Genomic DNA, 15,372 nt, shown 5'->3' on the forward strand with positions numbered 1-15,372 from the left:
CGGTGACGCGCAACGTGCCCGATGTGGCGGGCGTACAGCCAACCCCGCAGCAGCAGGCTGGCCACCAGCTGGTGATGCCGCCGCTCCAGAGGCGATTGGGCGCCTCAGGATTGAATCGTCGCTGCACCAGCTCAGGCGCCACCGGCAGACTGTGGCGGCTGTCGGTGGTCACCACAAACTTGGGCTTGCTCCTGGCGTGGATGCCATGCTGCTGCATGAGCCGGCGAACCCGCTCTTTGCCCACCCGGATGCCGCGGGCCACAAGCTCTTTGTGCATGCGCGGCCAGCCGTATTCGCCCTTGACCTCGGCGTGGATGGCACGGATGTGCGCCAGCAGGGCTTCGTCGCTGTAGCGCGCTGCAGCGCGGCCACCGCCGCCGCAGCCGCCACCCTGGCGGTGCAGCCAGTTGAAATACCCGCTGGCGCTGACCTGCAGCACCTCGCAGGAGATGCTCACCGGGTAGCAGCGCTTCATTTGGTCAATCCAGGCGTACCTCGCAGCGTGTCCTGCGCGAAGTACGCCGCGGCTTTTTTTGCGATGTCGCGCTCCATGCGCAGCCGCGCCACCTCCGCCCGCAGCCGGGCAATCTCCATTTGCTCGGGCGAGACCCGATCGGCTTTGTCCGAACCCCCCGAGCCGCCAAGACCGCCCTTGGCGGCCAGCCGCACCCAGTTGCCCAGACTCGCCTTGGGGATACCCAGGACCTTGGCTACGACCGCAATAGGCTGCCCGGTGCGCACCTGCCGCACCGCCTCCAGCTTGAACTCCCGCGTGTACTGCGCACGCACCTGCTTGTCACTCATCGCTTCTGTCCTTGTCGACATTTTCAACAAGGGCTAAGCACTCCACTTTGCAGGGGCAAGGTCACTTCAGTGATTCCACCGTTGCACTTGGTGCTTGACACCGCCCTTGTCATGGCTCACCGCAGCGCATAACATATGTATATGTTATGTATTGCTTGGGGTGGCCGCCATGCACTTCAACATCTATCTCGACGACGCCACCGGGCAAAAGCTGAACGCCATGGCCCAGCAGGTCGGCGAGAGCCGCAACGCGCTGATCCGCAAGGCGGTCAGCGAATGGCTGGCCCACCAGTCCCAGCCACAGTGGCCGCAAGCCGTGTTGGACTTCACGGGTATGGGCGATGCGCCCCGGTTCGAGGCCGGTCGTGACCGGCTGAAGCCGCCAGTGGACGATCCGCTGGCATGATGTACCTGCTCGACACTTGCACGGTCTCGGACTTCGTCAAGGGCCAGCCGGGGGTGATGGCGCGCATCAAAGCGCTCTCACCCAGACAAATCGTCGTCTCCGCGCTGACGCGCATGGAGATTGATTACGGGTTGGCTTTGAACAGCGAACGTGCCCGGAAACTGACCCCGGTGCTCGATGCCTTTTTCTCGGTCGTCAGCACCGTGCCGTTCGATGAGGCGGATGCGCGCGCCACGGCGGCGATTCGCGCTGCCCTGCAGTCGAAGGGCCAGCCCATCGGCGCCTACGATGCTCTGATTGCCGGCACCGCTGTGGCACGTGGCTTGATTGTGGTCACCTCCAACGTCGGCGAATTCCACCGGGTCAGCGGCTTGCAGGTGGAGAACTGGCGCTAGTACACCATGGTCGCATTCTTGGTCGATCCCGATGTGCGCCACGCCGCCACGGCAGCGGTGTTTGCGGTCGTCTACCTGGGCATGTTCCTCGGCGGTTTGCCGCGGCTGCGCCTGGATCGCACCGGCGTGGCGGTGCTGGGCGCCATCGCCATGATTGCGGTCAATGGCTGGTCGGTGGCGGAGGCCGCGGCGGCCATCGATCTGCCGACGGTGGTGTTGCTCTTTGCCTTCATGCTGGTGTCGGCCCAGATGCGCCTGGGGGGCTTTTACGCGGCGGTGACGCGCGCCGTCGGGGGCTGGCCCCTGCCGCCTGCAGCGCTCATGGGGGCGTTACTCGCGGTGGTTGCGGTGCTGTCGGCGGTGTTCTCCAACGACGTGGTGTGCCTGGCGGTGACGCCGGTCGTCGTGCGCATCGCGTGGCGGCGCGGCTGGGACCCGATCCCCTGGCTGGTCGGGGTGGCCTGCGCATCGAACATCGGCTCCGCCGCGACGCTCATCGGCAATCCGCAGAACATGCTGATCGGCTCCGTCATGGGGGTGCCCTTCGGCGCTTATCTGCAGGCCGCGTTGCCGCCGGTGCTGCTGGCCTTGGTCGGCTTGTGGGGGCTGATGGCCTGGCGCTTGCGGATCGGCCAGCGCAGCAGCGCCGTGGTGGCGCCCGTCGGTGCCAGCGAGCTGGATGACGGCCCGCCCTTTGACCGGTGGCAGGCCACCAAGGGCCTGCTGGTCGCGGGAGCGCTGCTCGTCGTCTTTTTGTTTACCGACTGGCCGCGGGAGGTCGCGGCGCTGGTGGCAGCCGGCGTGCTGCTGCTGAGCCGGCGCATGCACTCCTCCCAGGTCATGGGCTTGGTGGACTGGCCGTTGCTGTTGCTCTTTGCCGGCTTGTTCATCGTCAACCACGGCTTCGAAGGCACGGGACTGGCGGCGCGGGCGGTGGCGGCTCTCGCCGCCCAGGGCATCACTCTGGCCGACCTGCTGGTGCTGGCCGTGGCGGGCGTGACGCTGTCTAACCTCGTCTCCAACGTGCCGGCGGTCATGCTTTTGCTGCCGCATCTGGGCGACCATGCCCAGGCGGTGACGCTGGCGCTGGTCAGCACCTACGCGGGCAACCTGCTGCTCGTGGGCTCCATCGCCAATCTGATCGTGGCCGATCTGGCCGGGCGCGACGGTATCGCAATCGACTGGCGTCGGCACGCGGCCGTGGGGATGCCAGCCACGGCGATCAGCCTGCTGACTTGGTGGGCTTGGCAATGGGGCAGCACGGCTCTGGGGCTCTGACCCGGGCTCGGAGATGGGCGCGAGCCGCCGGGCGGTGTTCCCCGTGTGGGGGCCTCTCGGCGGGCTTCGCTACAATTGCCCGTTTGCCCGATCCGTCGGGCGTGGGTGGCGTTCGCCCCGCCGGCAGCATCGCCAGCCTGGGCGGTCAAAGCGGCAACCGATCGTCGCTGAGACCGCAGCAACCGCCAAGAAGGGCCGCTGGCGTGCCGATGGGAGCGATGTGCCGCCGCGGAATATCCCTGGATTTGTCCTGCGGGCAGGTCCGTCTTCGATACACAGGAGCAATCATGGCAGTCAATGTCGAAACCCTGGACAAGCTCGAGCGCAAGATCACGCTCGAGCTGCCGCTCGAGGCGATCCAGAAAGAGGTGGACACCCGCCTCAAACGTCTGCAGCGCCAGGTCAAGCTCGACGGCTTTCGCCCCGGCAAGGTGCCGATGTCGGTCGTCGCGCAGCGCTACGGCTATTCGGTCCACTACGAGGTCATGAACGACCAGGTCGGACAGGCCTTCAACGCCGCCGTCGCCGAGGCGCAGCTGCGCGTGGCGGGCCAGCCGCGCATCACCGAGAAGGACGGCGCCCCCGAGGGCGTGGTGGCGTTCGAGGCGGTTTTCGAGGTGTTCCCCGAGGTCAAGATCGGGGACCTGTCCGCCACCGAGGTCGAGCAGTTGCAGGCGGAGGTCGACGAGGCCGCCATCGAGCGCACGCTGGACATTCTGCGCAAGCAGCGCCGCACCTTTGCCGCCCGGGCCGATGGCGAGGCCGCGCAGTCGGGTGACCGCGTCACCATCGACTTCGAGGGCAAGATCGACGGCGAGCCCTTCCAGGGCGGTCAGGCCACCGACTTCGCCTTCGTGCTGGGTGATGGCCAGATGCTCAAGGAGTTCGAGGACGCCGTGCTGGGCATGAAGGTTGGCGAGTCCAAGACCTTCCCGCTCGCGTTCCCCGAGGATTACCATGGCAAGGAAGTGGCCGGCAAGACCGCGGACTTCCTGGTGACGGTCAAGAAGATCGAGCAGCAACACCTGCCCGAAGTCGACCAGGCCTTTATCCAGTCGCTCGGCATCGAGGCGGGCACGATGGAAGCGCTGCGCGAGGACATCCGCCGCAACCTGGAGCGCGAGGTCAAGTTCCGCTTGCAGGCGCGCAACAAGACGGCTGCGCTGGATGCGCTGGCGGCCGCAGCCGAGCTCGACCTGCCCAAGGCCGCGGTGGAGGCCGAGATCGACCGTCTGGTCGAGGGCGCGCGCAACGACCTGAAGCAGCGCGGCATCAAGGACGCCGACAAGGCGCCCATCCCGCGCGAGCTGTTCCAGCAGCAGGCCGAGCGCCGTGTGCGCCTGGGGCTGGTGGTGGCCGAGCTGATCAAGGCCAACGACCTGCGCGCCACGCCGGAGCAGATCGACGCCCACCTGCGCGAGCTGGCGGCCTCGTACGAGTACCCGGAAGAGGTCGTGCGCTGGTATAAGTCCAGCGCCGAGCGGCTGTCGGAGATCGAGGCCATCGTGCTCGAAAACAACGTGGCCGACTTCATTTTCAGCAAGGCCAAGGTCACGCCCAAGCGCATCGAGTTTGCCGAGCTGATGGGCCAGGGCTGAGCCCGGCGCGGCCGGTGCCGTCCATCGAGCGGCACGGCCCCTCCCCACGAGGGCGGACCCCGGTCCGCCCTTTTTCTTGGGGCGGCGTCGCAAACCGCCCCGAGCGGTTACAGTAAGCCCCCAAGGACACCCCTTTGATTCGGAGCTGACGACGCATGAGCGCATTGGACGTACAGAACCTTGGCTTGGTCCCCATGGTCATCGAGCAGTCGGGACGGGGCGAGCGGGCCTATGACATCTACTCCCGCCTCCTGAAGGAGCGTGTCGTGTTCCTGGTCGGGCCGGTCAACGACCAGTCCGCCAACCTCGTGGTCGCGCAGTTGCTGTTCCTGGAGAGCGAGAACCCGGACAAGGACATTTCGCTCTACATCAACTCACCGGGCGGCTCGGTCAGCGCGGGCATGGCCATCTTCGACACCATGAACTTCATCAAGCCGGACGTCTCCACACTGTGCGTGGGCATGGCGGCCAGCATGGGCGCGTTCCTGCTGGCGGCCGGGGCCAAGGGCAAGCGGTTTGCGCTGCCCAACTCCCGGGTCATGATCCACCAGCCGCTGGGCGGTGCCCAGGGGCAGGCCACCGACATCGAGATCCACGCGCGCGAGATCCTGCGCCTGCGCGCCGACCTCAACCGCATCTTGAGTGAGCGCTCCGGCCAGCCGCTGGAGAAGATCGAGCGCGACACCGAGCGCGACTACTTCATGTCCGCGGCCGAGGCGGCCGAGTATGGGCTGGTCGACAAAGTCATCGACAAGCGCGCCTGACCCGGGTTCGCCCGGCCGTTTCCTTTTCGACCCCTCTACACAGCACTCCCCATGGCCGACAAGAAAGGTAGCCGCGACAAGACTCTGTATTGCTCGTTCTGCGGCAAAAGCCAGCACGAGGTCAAAAAGCTCATCGCGGGCCCTTCGGTCTTCATTTGCGACGAGTGCATCGACCTGTGCAACGACATCATCCGTGATGAAGCACCGTCCACAGAGCTGGGGACCGCGGCGCTGACCGACGCGTTGCCCACGCCGGGGCAGATCAAGGAACACCTGGACCAGTACGTCATCGGCCAAGAGGCCGCCAAGAAGACCCTGGCCGTCGCGGTCTACAACCACTACAAGCGCCTGCGCCACAACGATGCGGTCAAAAAGAGCGGTGTCGAGCTGGCCAAGAGCAACATCCTGCTGATCGGCCCCACCGGCAGCGGCAAGACGCTGCTGGCGGCGACGCTGGCGCGCAAGCTGGACGTGCCCTTCGTGATGGCCGACGCCACCACGCTGACCGAGGCCGGCTATGTGGGCGAGGATGTCGAAAACATCATCGCCAAGCTGCTGCAGACCTGCGACTACGACGTGCAAAAGGCCCAGCGCGGCATCGTCTACATCGACGAGATCGACAAGATCACCCGCAAGTCCGAGAACCCGTCCATCACCCGGGACGTCTCGGGGGAGGGGGTGCAGCAGGCCCTGCTCAAGCTGATCGAAGGCACGGTCGCCAGTGTCCCGCCGCAGGGCGGGCGCAAGCACCCCAACCAGGATATGCTGCAGGTCGACACGACCAACATCCTGTTCATCTGCGGGGGCGCTTTTGCCGGTCTGGAAAAAATCATCGAGCAGCGCACCGAAGCTTCGGGCATCGGTTTTGGCGCGGCCGTGCGCAGCAAGCGCGAGCGCCCGTTGACGGAGCTGTTCGCGCAGGTGGAGCCGGACGACCTGGTGCGCTACGGCCTGATTCCGGAGTTGGTGGGGCGCCTGCCCGTGGTGACCGCGCTGGCCGAGCTGACCGAGGATGCCCTGGTGGACATCCTTACGGTGCCCAAGAACGCCGTCGTCAAGCAGTTTGCCGAACTGTTTGGCATGGAGGGGGTGGAGCTGGAGGTGCGCCCTGCCGCGCTGCGCGCGATCGCGCGCAAGGCGTTGCAGCGCAAGACTGGTGCGCGCGGCCTGCGCTCGATTCTGGAGCAGGCGCTCATGGACACCATGTTCGAGTTGCCCAGCCTGCACAACGTCGAGCGCGTCGTCGTCGAGGAGGCCACGATCACCGAAGGCAAGGCGCCCCTGCTCGTTTACCGCGAAGCGGCCAAGCAGGCCTGACCCCACGCCGGCGGCGCACGGGGGTGTGCTTGAAGTCCGGCTTCGCCGCCCCCAACTGAGCCGCGAGAAAGGAATTCCCGATGTCCGGACACCCCGCGCTCCCCCCCCAACCCGTCGAACTGCCGCTGCTGCCGCTGCGCGACGTGGTCGTCTTTCCGCACATGGTCATCCCGCTGTTCGTGGGGCGGCCCAAGAGCATCAAGGCGCTCGAGGCCGCGATGGCCAATGAGCGGCGCATCATGCTGGTCGCGCAAAAAACGGCAGCCAAGGACGAGCCCCAGCCCGGCGACCTGTTCGACATGGGCTGCGTCGCCAGTATCCTGCAGATGCTCAAGCTGCCCGACGGCACCGTCAAGGTGCTGGTCGAGGGCGTGCAGCGCGCCAAGGTGCTGCAGGTGGAGGAGGGTGAGACGCATTTTTCGGCCAGCGTGATGCCCGTCGATGCCGAGGCGGAGCAGCGCGACGCCGACCCGACCGAGATCGAGGCGCTGCGCCGCGCAGTCATGCAGCAGTTTGACCAGTACGTCAAACTCAACAAAAAGATTCCGGCCGAGATCCTGACTTCGATCGCGAGCATCGACGATCCGGGGCGGCTCGCCGACACCATCGCCGCGCACCTGCCGCTCAAGCTCGAGGCCAAGCAGAGCGTGCTGGATCTGGAGCGGCTGGTGGCGCGGCTGGAAAACCTGTTCGCGCAACTCGAGGCCGAGGTCGAAATTCTCAACGTCGACCGGCGCATCCGCGGGCGCGTCAAGCGTCAGATGGAGAAGAACCAGCGCGAGTTCTACCTCAACGAGCAGGTCAAGGCGATCCAGAAGGAGCTCGGCGAGGGCGAGGAGGGTGCCGACCTCGAGGAGCTGGAGAAGAAGATCAAGGCCGCGCGCATGCCCAAGGAGGCGCGCAAGAAGGCCGAGAGCGAGCTCAAGAAGCTCAAGCTCATGTCGCCCATGTCGGCAGAAGCCACCGTCGTGCGCAATTACATCGACGTGCTGGTCAACCTGCCGTGGAGCAAGAAGAGCAAGATCCGGCACGATCTGGCCTACGCCGATGAGGTGCTCAACGCCGACCACCACGGGCTGGAGAAGGTCAAGGAGCGCATCCTGGAGTATCTGGCGGTGCAGCAGCGCGTCGACAAGGTCAAGGCGCCGATCCTGTGCCTGGTCGGCCCGCCGGGGGTCGGCAAGACGTCGCTCGGCCAGTCGATCGCCAAGGCCACGGGGCGCAAGTACGTGCGCATGGCACTGGGTGGCATGCGCGACGAGGCCGAGATCCGCGGCCACCGGCGCACCTACATCGGCGCGCTGCCGGGCAAGGTGCTGCAGAACCTCACCAAGGTCGGTGTGCGCAACCCGCTGTTCCTGCTGGACGAGATCGACAAGCTCGGTATGGACTTCCGGGGCGATCCGGCCTCGGCGCTGCTGGAGGTGCTCGATCCCGAGCAAAACCACACCTTCCAGGATCACTACGTCGAGCTGGACTTCGACCTGTCGGACGTGATGTTCGTGGCGACGTCCAACTCGCTCAACATCCCGCCGGCGCTGCTGGACCGCATGGAGGTGATCCGCCTGTCGGGCTACACCGAGGACGAGAAGGTGGCCATCGCGCTGCGCTATCTGCTGCCCAAGCAGCGGGCGAACAACGGCGTCAAGGACGACGAGCTGGAGGTGACCGAGGCCGCGGTGCGCGACATCGTGCGCTACTACACGCGCGAGGCCGGCGTGCGCGCGCTGGAGCGCGAGGTCTCGCGCATTTGCCGCAAGGTGGTCAAGGGCCTGCTGCTCGGCAAGATGGGCAAGCCGGTGGTCGTCACGCCGGACAACCTGGCGGACTTCCTGGGTGTGCGCAAGTATGCGTTTGGCCGCGCCGAGCAGCAAAACCAGGTCGGCCAGGTGGTCGGGCTGGCGTGGACCGAGGTCGGCGGCGACCTGCTGACGATCGAGGCCGCGATCATGCCCGGCAAGGGCAATGTGATCCGCACCGGGTCGCTGGGCGACGTGATGAAGGAGTCGGTGGAGGCCGCGCGCACCGTGGTGCGCAGCCGTGCGCGGCGCTTGGGCATCGCCGACGAGCTGTTCGAGAAGAAGGACATCCACATCCACGTGCCCGATGGCGCCACGCCCAAGGACGGCCCCAGCGCCGGCATCGCGATGACCACCGCGATCGTCTCGGCGCTGACCGGCATCCCAGTGCGCGCCGACGTGGCCATGACCGGCGAGATCACGCTGCGCGGCGAGGTCACCGCCATCGGCGGGTTGAAGGAGAAGCTGCTGGCGGCGCTGCGCGGCGGCATCCGCACCGTGCTGATCCCGGAGGAAAACGTCAAGGATCTGGCCGAGATCCCGGACAACGTCAAACAGGGCCTGGAGATCGTGCCGGTCAAGTGGATCGACCGCGTGCTGGAGCTGGCGTTGGAGCGCCAGCCGGTGCCGCTGCCGGAGGTGGAGGCGGTGTTGGAAGCGGCCCCTGCCCCGAACGTGGAGCCGCCCGCGGTCAAACACTGATCGTGCGCCGACATCGGCGGCGATCCGCACGGAAAGTCGCCGATTTTTGGTATAGAATAACGGCTTCAGACGACGCGACGCCACCAACGTCGCAGACCTCTGAAACCACGCGGGAATAGCTCAGTTGGTAGAGCGCAACCTTGCCAAGGTTGAGGTCGCGAGTTCGAGACTCGTTTCCCGCTCCAGATCCCGGGTGGCTGGCTGGCCAGTCGCCCAATCCGGCGGTCTGTCGGGTTGAACCAGACAAGGCGCGGTAGCAAAGCGGTTATGCACCGGATTGCAAATCCGAGTAGGTCGGTTCGACTCCGGCCCGCGCCTCCAGGGCAAACGTTCCCTGCCACAGGCGGGGACACAAGCGGGAATAGCTCAGTTGGTAGAGCGCAACCTTGCCAAGGTTGAGGTCGCGAGTTCGAGACTCGTTTCCCGCTCCAAACAGCACACGGGCAAGTCGCACGACTTGCCCGTTTTGTTTTGTTCAGGGCTTGCCGGCCTGGGCCGTGCGCACCGCCCCCGGCTTGCGGGGGCTGGGGGTTTTGGCCGTCGCCTTGCGCGACGCGGCGGCCTTGGTCGGCTTGGCGTCGGCGCGGGCGGTACGCGTGACTGGCACGTGAATTTGCAGCGTCTGGCCGGCGTGCAGCCGGGCGCCCACGCTCAGTTTGTTCCACGCGGCCAGGTCGGCGACGCCGACGCGGTGGCGCCGCGCGATGGCGGCCAGGGTGTCGCCGGCGCGCGCTTTGACCCGCACCGTCCGTGTCGGCGGTACGTCGGGCGCGAGCAGCAGCTGCGCGTTGTCCGCCAGGTGTTCCGGCACATCGCGATCCAACTTGCCCTCTCGCGGCACCAGGATGGTGGACCCGGCCTTCAGCCGCATGCGTGGGGGGACGCGGTTGAGTTCCCGCAGGGCGCGTTCGTCCCAGCCCAGTTGGCGGGCGGCCTGTGCGGTCGTCATGTCCTGGGGCACGCGCCAAGCCGTCCAACTGGCCACGGGGCCGCTGTGCTCGCGCAGTCGCTGGGTGAACAGCAGCGCGTTGTCCCAGGGCAGCAGGATCTCCGGCGTGCCGGAGGCCATGATGACGGGTTTGTTGTGTGACGGGTTCAGGGTGCGGAAGTCTGCCTCGCTGACGTCGGCCAGCCGGGCGACTACGGCCACGTCGATGTCCCGGTCGATGCGCACGGTATCGAAAAACGGGTGGTTGCCGATCACGGGCAGCTTCACGCCCCGGTGTTGCGGGGCGGTGACCAGATTCTTGACCGCCTGCAGCTTGGGCACGTAGTTGCGCGTCTCGTCCGGCATGCGCAGATCGGGGTAGCCGGTTGGCAGCCCGGCCGCCTGGTTGCGCTTGATCGCGCGCTGCACGTTGCCCTCGCCCCAGTTGTAGGCGGCCAGCGCCAGGTGCCAGTCGCCAAACATGCGGTGCAGGCGTTCCAGATAGTCCAGGGCTGCGCGGGTCGAGGCGAGCACATCCCGGCGGTCGTCGCGAAAGGCGTTCTGTTTGAGGTCGTAATGCTTGCCCGTGGCGGGCATGAACTGCCACATGCCGGCCGCTTTGGCGTGGGATACCGCCTGCGGGTTGAAGGCGCTCTCGATGAAGGGCAGCAGGGCCAGCTCCAGCGGCAGGTTGCGGCGCTCGATTTCTTCCACGACGTGGAAGAGGTATTTGCTGGCCCGGTCGGCCATGCGCTGCAGATAGTCCGGCCGGCTCGCGTACCAGCGTTCCCATTGCTGCACGAGCTCGTTGTCCAGGTCCGGCATGGCAAAGCCGCGTTCCATGCGCTCCCACAAATCGGCCGGCGCGACGACGGACGCGACGGGATGCAGGCTGGGCAGGGGCGGAGCCGTCGCGATGGCGGCCGACGTCGGGGCGGGCGGGTCGGCGCTCGGCGTGGACGGGGCCGAATCACCAGCCGCTGCGGCGCTGGGCCGTGGGGGCGGGGTCGGTCCGTCTTCGGCCGAGCGCGAGGCCGGCAGGGTGGAGCAGGCGGCCAGTGCGAGTGGGCACAGCAGCAGCGCCAGGCGTTGGAAAGTCGTCATCGAGGCAGGCAGATACGGAGCGGGCCGTGAGGCGAGCGTGGGCGGCTGCGGTCAGCGAAAGCCGTCTTTCCAGCGGCGCAACGCGGCAAAAATGTCGGCGTCGCTGCGGGCCGCCGGGTCTTGTTGCTGGACTGCGCGCCGCACCTTCGGTTCCCGACTGCGCAAAAAAGGGTTGACGCGGCGTTCGGTGGCGATGGTGCTGGGCAAGGTGGGCTGGCCCGCGGCGCGTCGAGCGTCGCAGGCGCGGGTGTAGGCGGCCAGGTCCGGGTTGTCCGGCTCGACCGCCTGGGCAAAGCGCAGATTGGACAGCGTGTATTCGTGCGCGCAGCACACCTGTGTGTCGCCAGGCAGGGCCGCCAGTCGATCCAGCGAGGCCAGCATCTGCGCCGGCGTCCCTTCGAACAAGCGCCCACATCCACCGGAAAACAGCGTGTCGCCACAAAACAGCCAACGGGGGGCTTCCGGTGGCGCGTCGTTGACATAGGCGATGTGCCCCGCCGTGTGCCCGGGCACCTCCAGCACACGCCAGCGCTGCCCCAGCGCCTCGACGGTGTCACCCTCGGTCACGGGCTCGACCGGTTCCGGCAGGGGCTCGCCAGCGGGGCCGACGACCCGGCAACCCGTCGCCGCGCGCAGGGCCGCGACGCCGCCCACATGGTCGGCATGGTGGTGGGTGAGCAAAATACCCTGCAGGCGCAGGCCCCGCTGTTGCAGCGCATGCCGCACAGGGGCGTCGTCGCCAGGATCGACCACCCAGGCGTTGTCGCCCCGGTGCAGCAGCCAGATGTAGTTGTCGCTGAAGGCGGGCAGCGGCTCCACGGTCACAGTGGGCATGGCCCCCTGTGTGGGCGCGTCAGACGGTACCATCGTCATATGATGATGATAGCCGGCGATGATGCCGTGGTCGACCGTTTCATCGATGCGCTGTGGCTGGAGGACGGGCTGGCGGCGCGCACTCTGGCCGCCTATCGCAGCGATTTGCAGGGTTTTCGCGGTTGGCTGGCATCGGCAGGCAAGGGGCTGCTGCAGGCGGGGGCGGCCGAGCTGCAGGCCTACATGGCGCAGCGGCTACCGGGCAGCCGGGTCAGTTCCAGCAACCGACGGTTGGCGGTTTTTCGGCGCTTCTACCGCTGGGCGCTGCGCGAGGGCTTGTTGCAGGCCGATCCCACACTTGCGCTGCTGTCTGCCAAGCGCTTGTTGCGCGTGCCCAAGACGCTGACCGAGGCGCAGGTCGAGGCCCTGCTGGCGGCCCCCGATCCCTCCCAGCCGCTGGGTCTGCGCGACCGCGCGATGCTGGAGCTGATGTACGCCAGCGGGTTGCGCGTCAGCGAGTTGGTGGCCCTTCGGCTGTTCGAGGTGAGTTTGTCCGACCAGGTGGTGCGCGTCACGGGCAAGGGGGACAAGCAGCGGCTGGTGCCGTTTGGCGACGTGGCGGCGGACTGGCTGCGGCGCTATCTGACGCAGGCGCGCCCAGTGCTGATGGCGGGGCGCACGGGCGACGACGTGTTCGTCACCGAACGCCACGGCGAGGCCATGACCCGGGTCATGTTTTGGATGCTGATCAAGCGCTATGCCCGCCAGGCGGGCATCGCCGCACCGCTGTCACCGCACACGCTGCGCCACGCCTTTGCCACCCACCTGCTCAACCACGGTGCCGATTTGCGCGCGGTGCAATTGCTGCTGGGGCACGCGGACATCTCCACCACGACCATCTACACCCATGTGGCCCGCGAGCGGCTCAAGGCCCTGCACGCGCGGCACCATCCGCGCGGAGGGGGGTGAACTGATCGTTTTCTCCGGGTAAACACCGACAGGGTGCGCGGATCCATCGGACTACACTTCCCCATCGAACGAACGGTCGTGCTTTTTTGGGGACGTATGCGAAGAATCCGGGATTGGCCCTTGGCGACCAAGCTGTGGGTCGGGGTGGCGGTGCTGCTGTTGACGTTGGCCACGGTGGTGGCCGCGGTCATCGTGCGCTCGGTGCGCTCGACGCACGCGGCGCAGGCACAGGTGGCGGAGCAGACCGATCGTGTGTTTGCCGCCGCCCAATGGGCAGCGCTGAGTGAGGCGCGACTGCTGGCCGAAGTGGGGGCTGCCATCGCGGGCGATCCGGTCGCCGCGGCGTTGCAGCGCGCCACGGCAGGGCAGGCAGCCGAGCAGGCCCTGCAGTGGCAGCAGCGGGTACAGGCACTGGCCGAAGGAATGCAGCAGCGCGAGGCCGTCGAGCGCATCCTGGCGCTGCAGCAGCAGGCGCAAAGCGAACTGGCAGGCGTGTTGCGTCTGTACCGTGACGGCTCCGCCGAAGGGGCGCTGCAGGCCGCCCAGCAGCGCTATGCGCCGGTGGTGCAGGCCTTGCTTCAGGCGCTCGATCGGCATGCGCAGGCGCAACGCCATGTGTTGGACGACATCCAGCTCGAGATTCGTGCCCAGCGTATGGTGACACTGGTCTTCGGGGCCACGATGATCACGCTCTTGATGGGGGCGATCGTGGTCGGTGCGTTTTTTCTCATTCGCCACATTCGCCAGCCGTTGCAGCGTTCGTTGCAGTGTGCACACGAAATCGCCAGTGGTGACCTTTCCCAGGCCTTGCACGCGACACGGCAGGACGAATTTGGGGCATTGCTGCGTGCGCTGGAGGCGATGCGCGAGCAGTTGTCGCGGGTGGTCCGCGAGGTTCGAGAGGGGGCCCACCGGGTTCACGGGGCCTCGGCCGAGATTGCTGCGGGTAACCAGGATCTGTCCCAGCGCACGGAGCGCACGGCCGCGCGCTTGCAACAGACGGCGGCCCGCATGCAACAGGCCACTCAGGAGTGGCAGGAGCTGACCGAGGCCGCACAGCAGGCGCTGGCCGCAGCGCGGCGCGCCGCCGCCTCGGCCGAGGAGGGGGGCCAGCAAACCCGAGAGGCGGTCCAATCGATCCAGGCGGCAGCGCGTGCCAGTGAGCGCATCGCCGACATCACGGGCGTGATCGACAGTCTGGCGTTTCAGACCAACATTCTGGCCCTGAATGCCGCGGTGGAGGCGGCGCGCGCGGGTGAGGCGGGGCGAGGCTTTGCCGTGGTGGCCGGCGAAGTGCGTCAGCTCGCGCAGCGCAGTGCCCAGGCGGCCAGCGAGATCAAGCGCCTCATCGAATCCAGCGTGCAGGCGGTCAACCAAGGAACATCCCAGGCGGGTTTGGCCGGGCAAGTGATCGAGCGCTTGCGCAACGATGTGTTGCTGCTACACGAGGCCATGGACCACATGCACGGGGTGAGTCGGCGACAGGCGGCATCGGTTGCCGACATCAACGGTACGCTGACGACCCTCGATCAGGACACCCAACACAACGCGGCGCTGGTGGAACAGACGGCGGCAGCGGCCACCGCGTTGTCGCAGGAGGCCGCGCGGCTGGGCGAGGCGGTTCAGGTATTCGTTCTGGGCGCCGAAGCCCGCGCCGCGTCCACCGCAGCTCGGCTTCCGGTGCTCAACCCGTCTGGGTGAGAAAAGCCAGTTCGGCGGCACTGAAACCGGCGCGCAGCCGCGCTTCGGTGTTGTACGGCGGCTTGAGACGCGGGGCGCGGTAACGGTGCGCCAACTGCCGGTAATGCGCCACGGGATCCAGCCCCGCCCGTTCACACAGCCAGCGGTACCAGCGGTTGCCGATGGCCACATGGCCCACCTCGTCACGCAGAATGATGTCGAGAATCGCGCACGCCTGCAGTGCCGTGGGCGTTCCGGCACGGCGCAGCTTGGCTTGGATCAGCGGGGTGGCGTCGAGTCCCCTGGTCTCCAGGGTGCGGGGCACGAGCGCCATGCGCGCGACGATATCGTCCGCGGTCTTGTCGCACATGGCCCACAGGCCGTCGTGCGCCTCGAAGTCACCATAGTCCCAGCGGCGCCCGTCGCGGCCGACGAGTCCGCGCAGATGGTCGCGCAACAGGGTGAAGTGCTCCGCCTCCTCGGCGGCGACGCGCAACCAGTCGCGGTAAAACGCCCCGGGCATGCCGGGAAAGCGCCACACGGCGTCCAGCGCCAGGTTGATGGCATTGAATTCGATGTGGCAGATGGCGTGGATCAGGGCAGCGTGTCCCTCCGCGGTGAATGGGGAGCGTGGGGGCACCGCACCGGCCTCGATCAACGGCGGGCGGGCCGGCCGACCCGGCAGGGGGCGGTCTGTGGGCGGGCTCCAGGTGGTGCCGGGATCGGCACACGGCCGGCTGGCCTCGGCATCGGCCTGGACGCGCTGCCAGAGGGCTTGCACGCCGCGGACTTTGGCGTCGGGGTCGGCTTCCGTG

12 protein-coding genes, 3 tRNA genes and 1 pseudogene are annotated in these 15,372 nt (G+C 67.3%); 12 read left to right on the top strand and 4 right to left on the bottom strand.

The genetic code is table 11. From position 1 onward, the window contains the following. Nucleotides 1–70: 70 nt before the first annotated feature. Nucleotides 71–804, bottom strand: a pseudogene (locus ACK4TH_RS10270) (IS3 family transposase); the annotation flags it as partial. A gap of 169 nt (nucleotides 805–973) precedes the next feature. Between ACK4TH_RS10270 and ACK4TH_RS10275 the strand changes: the two are divergent. From ACK4TH_RS10275 to ACK4TH_RS10320, 10 genes are all read left to right on the top strand, one after another. After that, nucleotides 974–1,210 (top strand): CopG family transcriptional regulator, encoded by a 237-nt coding sequence (locus tag ACK4TH_RS10275; RefSeq protein WP_409626019.1) that lies wholly within the window; start codon nucleotides 974–976, stop codon nucleotides 1,208–1,210. Beyond that, nucleotides 1,207–1,605, top strand: coding sequence for a type II toxin-antitoxin system VapC family toxin (locus ACK4TH_RS10280; protein WP_409626022.1), 399 nt, complete (start codon nucleotides 1,207–1,209; stop codon nucleotides 1,603–1,605). The genes ACK4TH_RS10275 and ACK4TH_RS10280 overlap by 4 nt, the downstream gene beginning before the upstream one ends. 6 nt (nucleotides 1,606–1,611) lie before the next feature. Further along, on the top strand, nucleotides 1,612–2,883 hold the full coding sequence (locus ACK4TH_RS10285; protein WP_409626025.1) for an SLC13 family permease: 1,272 nt from the start codon (nucleotides 1,612–1,614) through the stop codon (nucleotides 2,881–2,883). 287 nt (nucleotides 2,884–3,170) lie between these two features. Then, nucleotides 3,171–4,481 carry a trigger factor gene (gene tig / locus ACK4TH_RS10290; protein ID WP_409626028.1) on the top strand — a complete coding sequence of 437 codons (1,311 nt, stop codon included), beginning with the start codon at nucleotides 3,171–3,173 and terminating at the stop codon, nucleotides 4,479–4,481. Nucleotides 4,482–4,636: 155 nt separating this feature from the next. After that, complete coding sequence (clpP, locus tag ACK4TH_RS10295; RefSeq protein ID WP_068609070.1) at nucleotides 4,637–5,245, top strand: ATP-dependent Clp endopeptidase proteolytic subunit ClpP; 609 nt, start codon at nucleotides 4,637–4,639, stop codon at nucleotides 5,243–5,245. Nucleotides 5,246–5,296: 51 nt separating this feature from the next. Further along, complete coding sequence (clpX, locus tag ACK4TH_RS10300) at nucleotides 5,297–6,562, top strand: ATP-dependent Clp protease ATP-binding subunit ClpX (RefSeq protein ID WP_409626031.1); 1,266 nt, start codon at nucleotides 5,297–5,299, stop codon at nucleotides 6,560–6,562. An 80-nt stretch (nucleotides 6,563–6,642) separates the two neighbouring features. Beyond that, the gene (lon, locus tag ACK4TH_RS10305; RefSeq protein ID WP_409626034.1) at nucleotides 6,643–9,063 is read left to right on the top strand and encodes an endopeptidase La; all 2,421 of its coding nucleotides are present in this window, start codon (nucleotides 6,643–6,645) and stop codon (nucleotides 9,061–9,063) included. A 109-nt stretch (nucleotides 9,064–9,172) separates the two neighbouring features. After that, a tRNA-Gly gene (locus ACK4TH_RS10310) sits at nucleotides 9,173–9,248 on the top strand. 62 nt (nucleotides 9,249–9,310) lie between these two features. Then, a tRNA-Cys gene (locus ACK4TH_RS10315) sits at nucleotides 9,311–9,384 on the top strand. A gap of 34 nt (nucleotides 9,385–9,418) precedes the next feature. After that, nucleotides 9,419–9,494, top strand: a tRNA-Gly gene (locus ACK4TH_RS10320). Nucleotides 9,495–9,538: 44 nt separating this feature from the next. On the opposite strand, the gene ACK4TH_RS10325 is transcribed toward ACK4TH_RS10320, so the two are convergent. Continuing rightward, a complete protein-coding gene (locus tag ACK4TH_RS10325) occupies nucleotides 9,539–11,095 on the bottom strand; it encodes a transglycosylase SLT domain-containing protein (protein ID WP_409626038.1) in 1,557 nt (518 codons plus the stop codon). 51 nt (nucleotides 11,096–11,146) lie between these two features. Next, nucleotides 11,147–11,920 (bottom strand): hydroxyacylglutathione hydrolase, encoded by a 774-nt coding sequence (gene gloB, locus ACK4TH_RS10330; protein WP_409626047.1) that lies wholly within the window; start codon nucleotides 11,918–11,920, stop codon nucleotides 11,147–11,149. 54 nt (nucleotides 11,921–11,974) lie between these two features. Here gloB and xerD point away from each other — a divergent pair, with 54 nt between their 5' ends. Together xerD and ACK4TH_RS10340 are read left to right on the top strand one after the other, a co-directional pair. Next, nucleotides 11,975–12,877, top strand: a complete 903-nt coding sequence (gene xerD / locus ACK4TH_RS10335) for a site-specific tyrosine recombinase XerD (protein ID WP_409626050.1) — start codon at nucleotides 11,975–11,977, stop codon at nucleotides 12,875–12,877. Between the two features lie 120 nt (nucleotides 12,878–12,997). Then, the gene (locus tag ACK4TH_RS10340; RefSeq protein ID WP_409626041.1) at nucleotides 12,998–14,578 is read left to right on the top strand and encodes a methyl-accepting chemotaxis protein; all 1,581 of its coding nucleotides are present in this window, start codon (nucleotides 12,998–13,000) and stop codon (nucleotides 14,576–14,578) included. Here the strand turns inward: ACK4TH_RS10340 and ACK4TH_RS10345 are convergent. Further along, a partial coding sequence (locus ACK4TH_RS10345) for a ferritin-like domain-containing protein (protein WP_409626044.1) occupies nucleotides 14,562–15,372 on the bottom strand: 811 nt, incomplete at its 5' end. The two genes, ACK4TH_RS10340 and ACK4TH_RS10345, sit on opposite strands and share 17 nt — an antisense overlap.

The organism is Tepidimonas sp. (assembly GCF_046292505.1).
In the GTDB taxonomy this organism is placed as follows: domain Bacteria; phylum Pseudomonadota; class Gammaproteobacteria; order Burkholderiales; family Burkholderiaceae_C; genus Tepidimonas.

Coding starts and splice junctions, on each gene's coding strand:
- ACK4TH_RS10275 (WP_409626019.1), top strand. CDS start 974: ATGCACTTCAACATCTATCTCGACGACGCCACCGGGCAAAAGCTGAAC.
- ACK4TH_RS10280 (WP_409626022.1), top strand. CDS start 1,207: ATGATGTACCTGCTCGACACTTGCACGGTCTCGGACTTCGTCAAGGGC.
- ACK4TH_RS10285 (WP_409626025.1), top strand. CDS start 1,612: ATGGTCGCATTCTTGGTCGATCCCGATGTGCGCCACGCCGCCACGGCA.
- tig (WP_409626028.1), top strand. CDS start 3,171: ATGGCAGTCAATGTCGAAACCCTGGACAAGCTCGAGCGCAAGATCACG.
- clpP (WP_068609070.1), top strand. CDS start 4,637: ATGAGCGCATTGGACGTACAGAACCTTGGCTTGGTCCCCATGGTCATC.
- clpX (WP_409626031.1), top strand. CDS start 5,297: ATGGCCGACAAGAAAGGTAGCCGCGACAAGACTCTGTATTGCTCGTTC.
- lon (WP_409626034.1), top strand. CDS start 6,643: ATGTCCGGACACCCCGCGCTCCCCCCCCAACCCGTCGAACTGCCGCTG.
- ACK4TH_RS10325 (WP_409626038.1), bottom strand. CDS start 11,095: ATGACGACTTTCCAACGCCTGGCGCTGCTGCTGTGCCCACTCGCACTG.
- xerD (WP_409626050.1), top strand. CDS start 11,975: ATGATAGCCGGCGATGATGCCGTGGTCGACCGTTTCATCGATGCGCTG.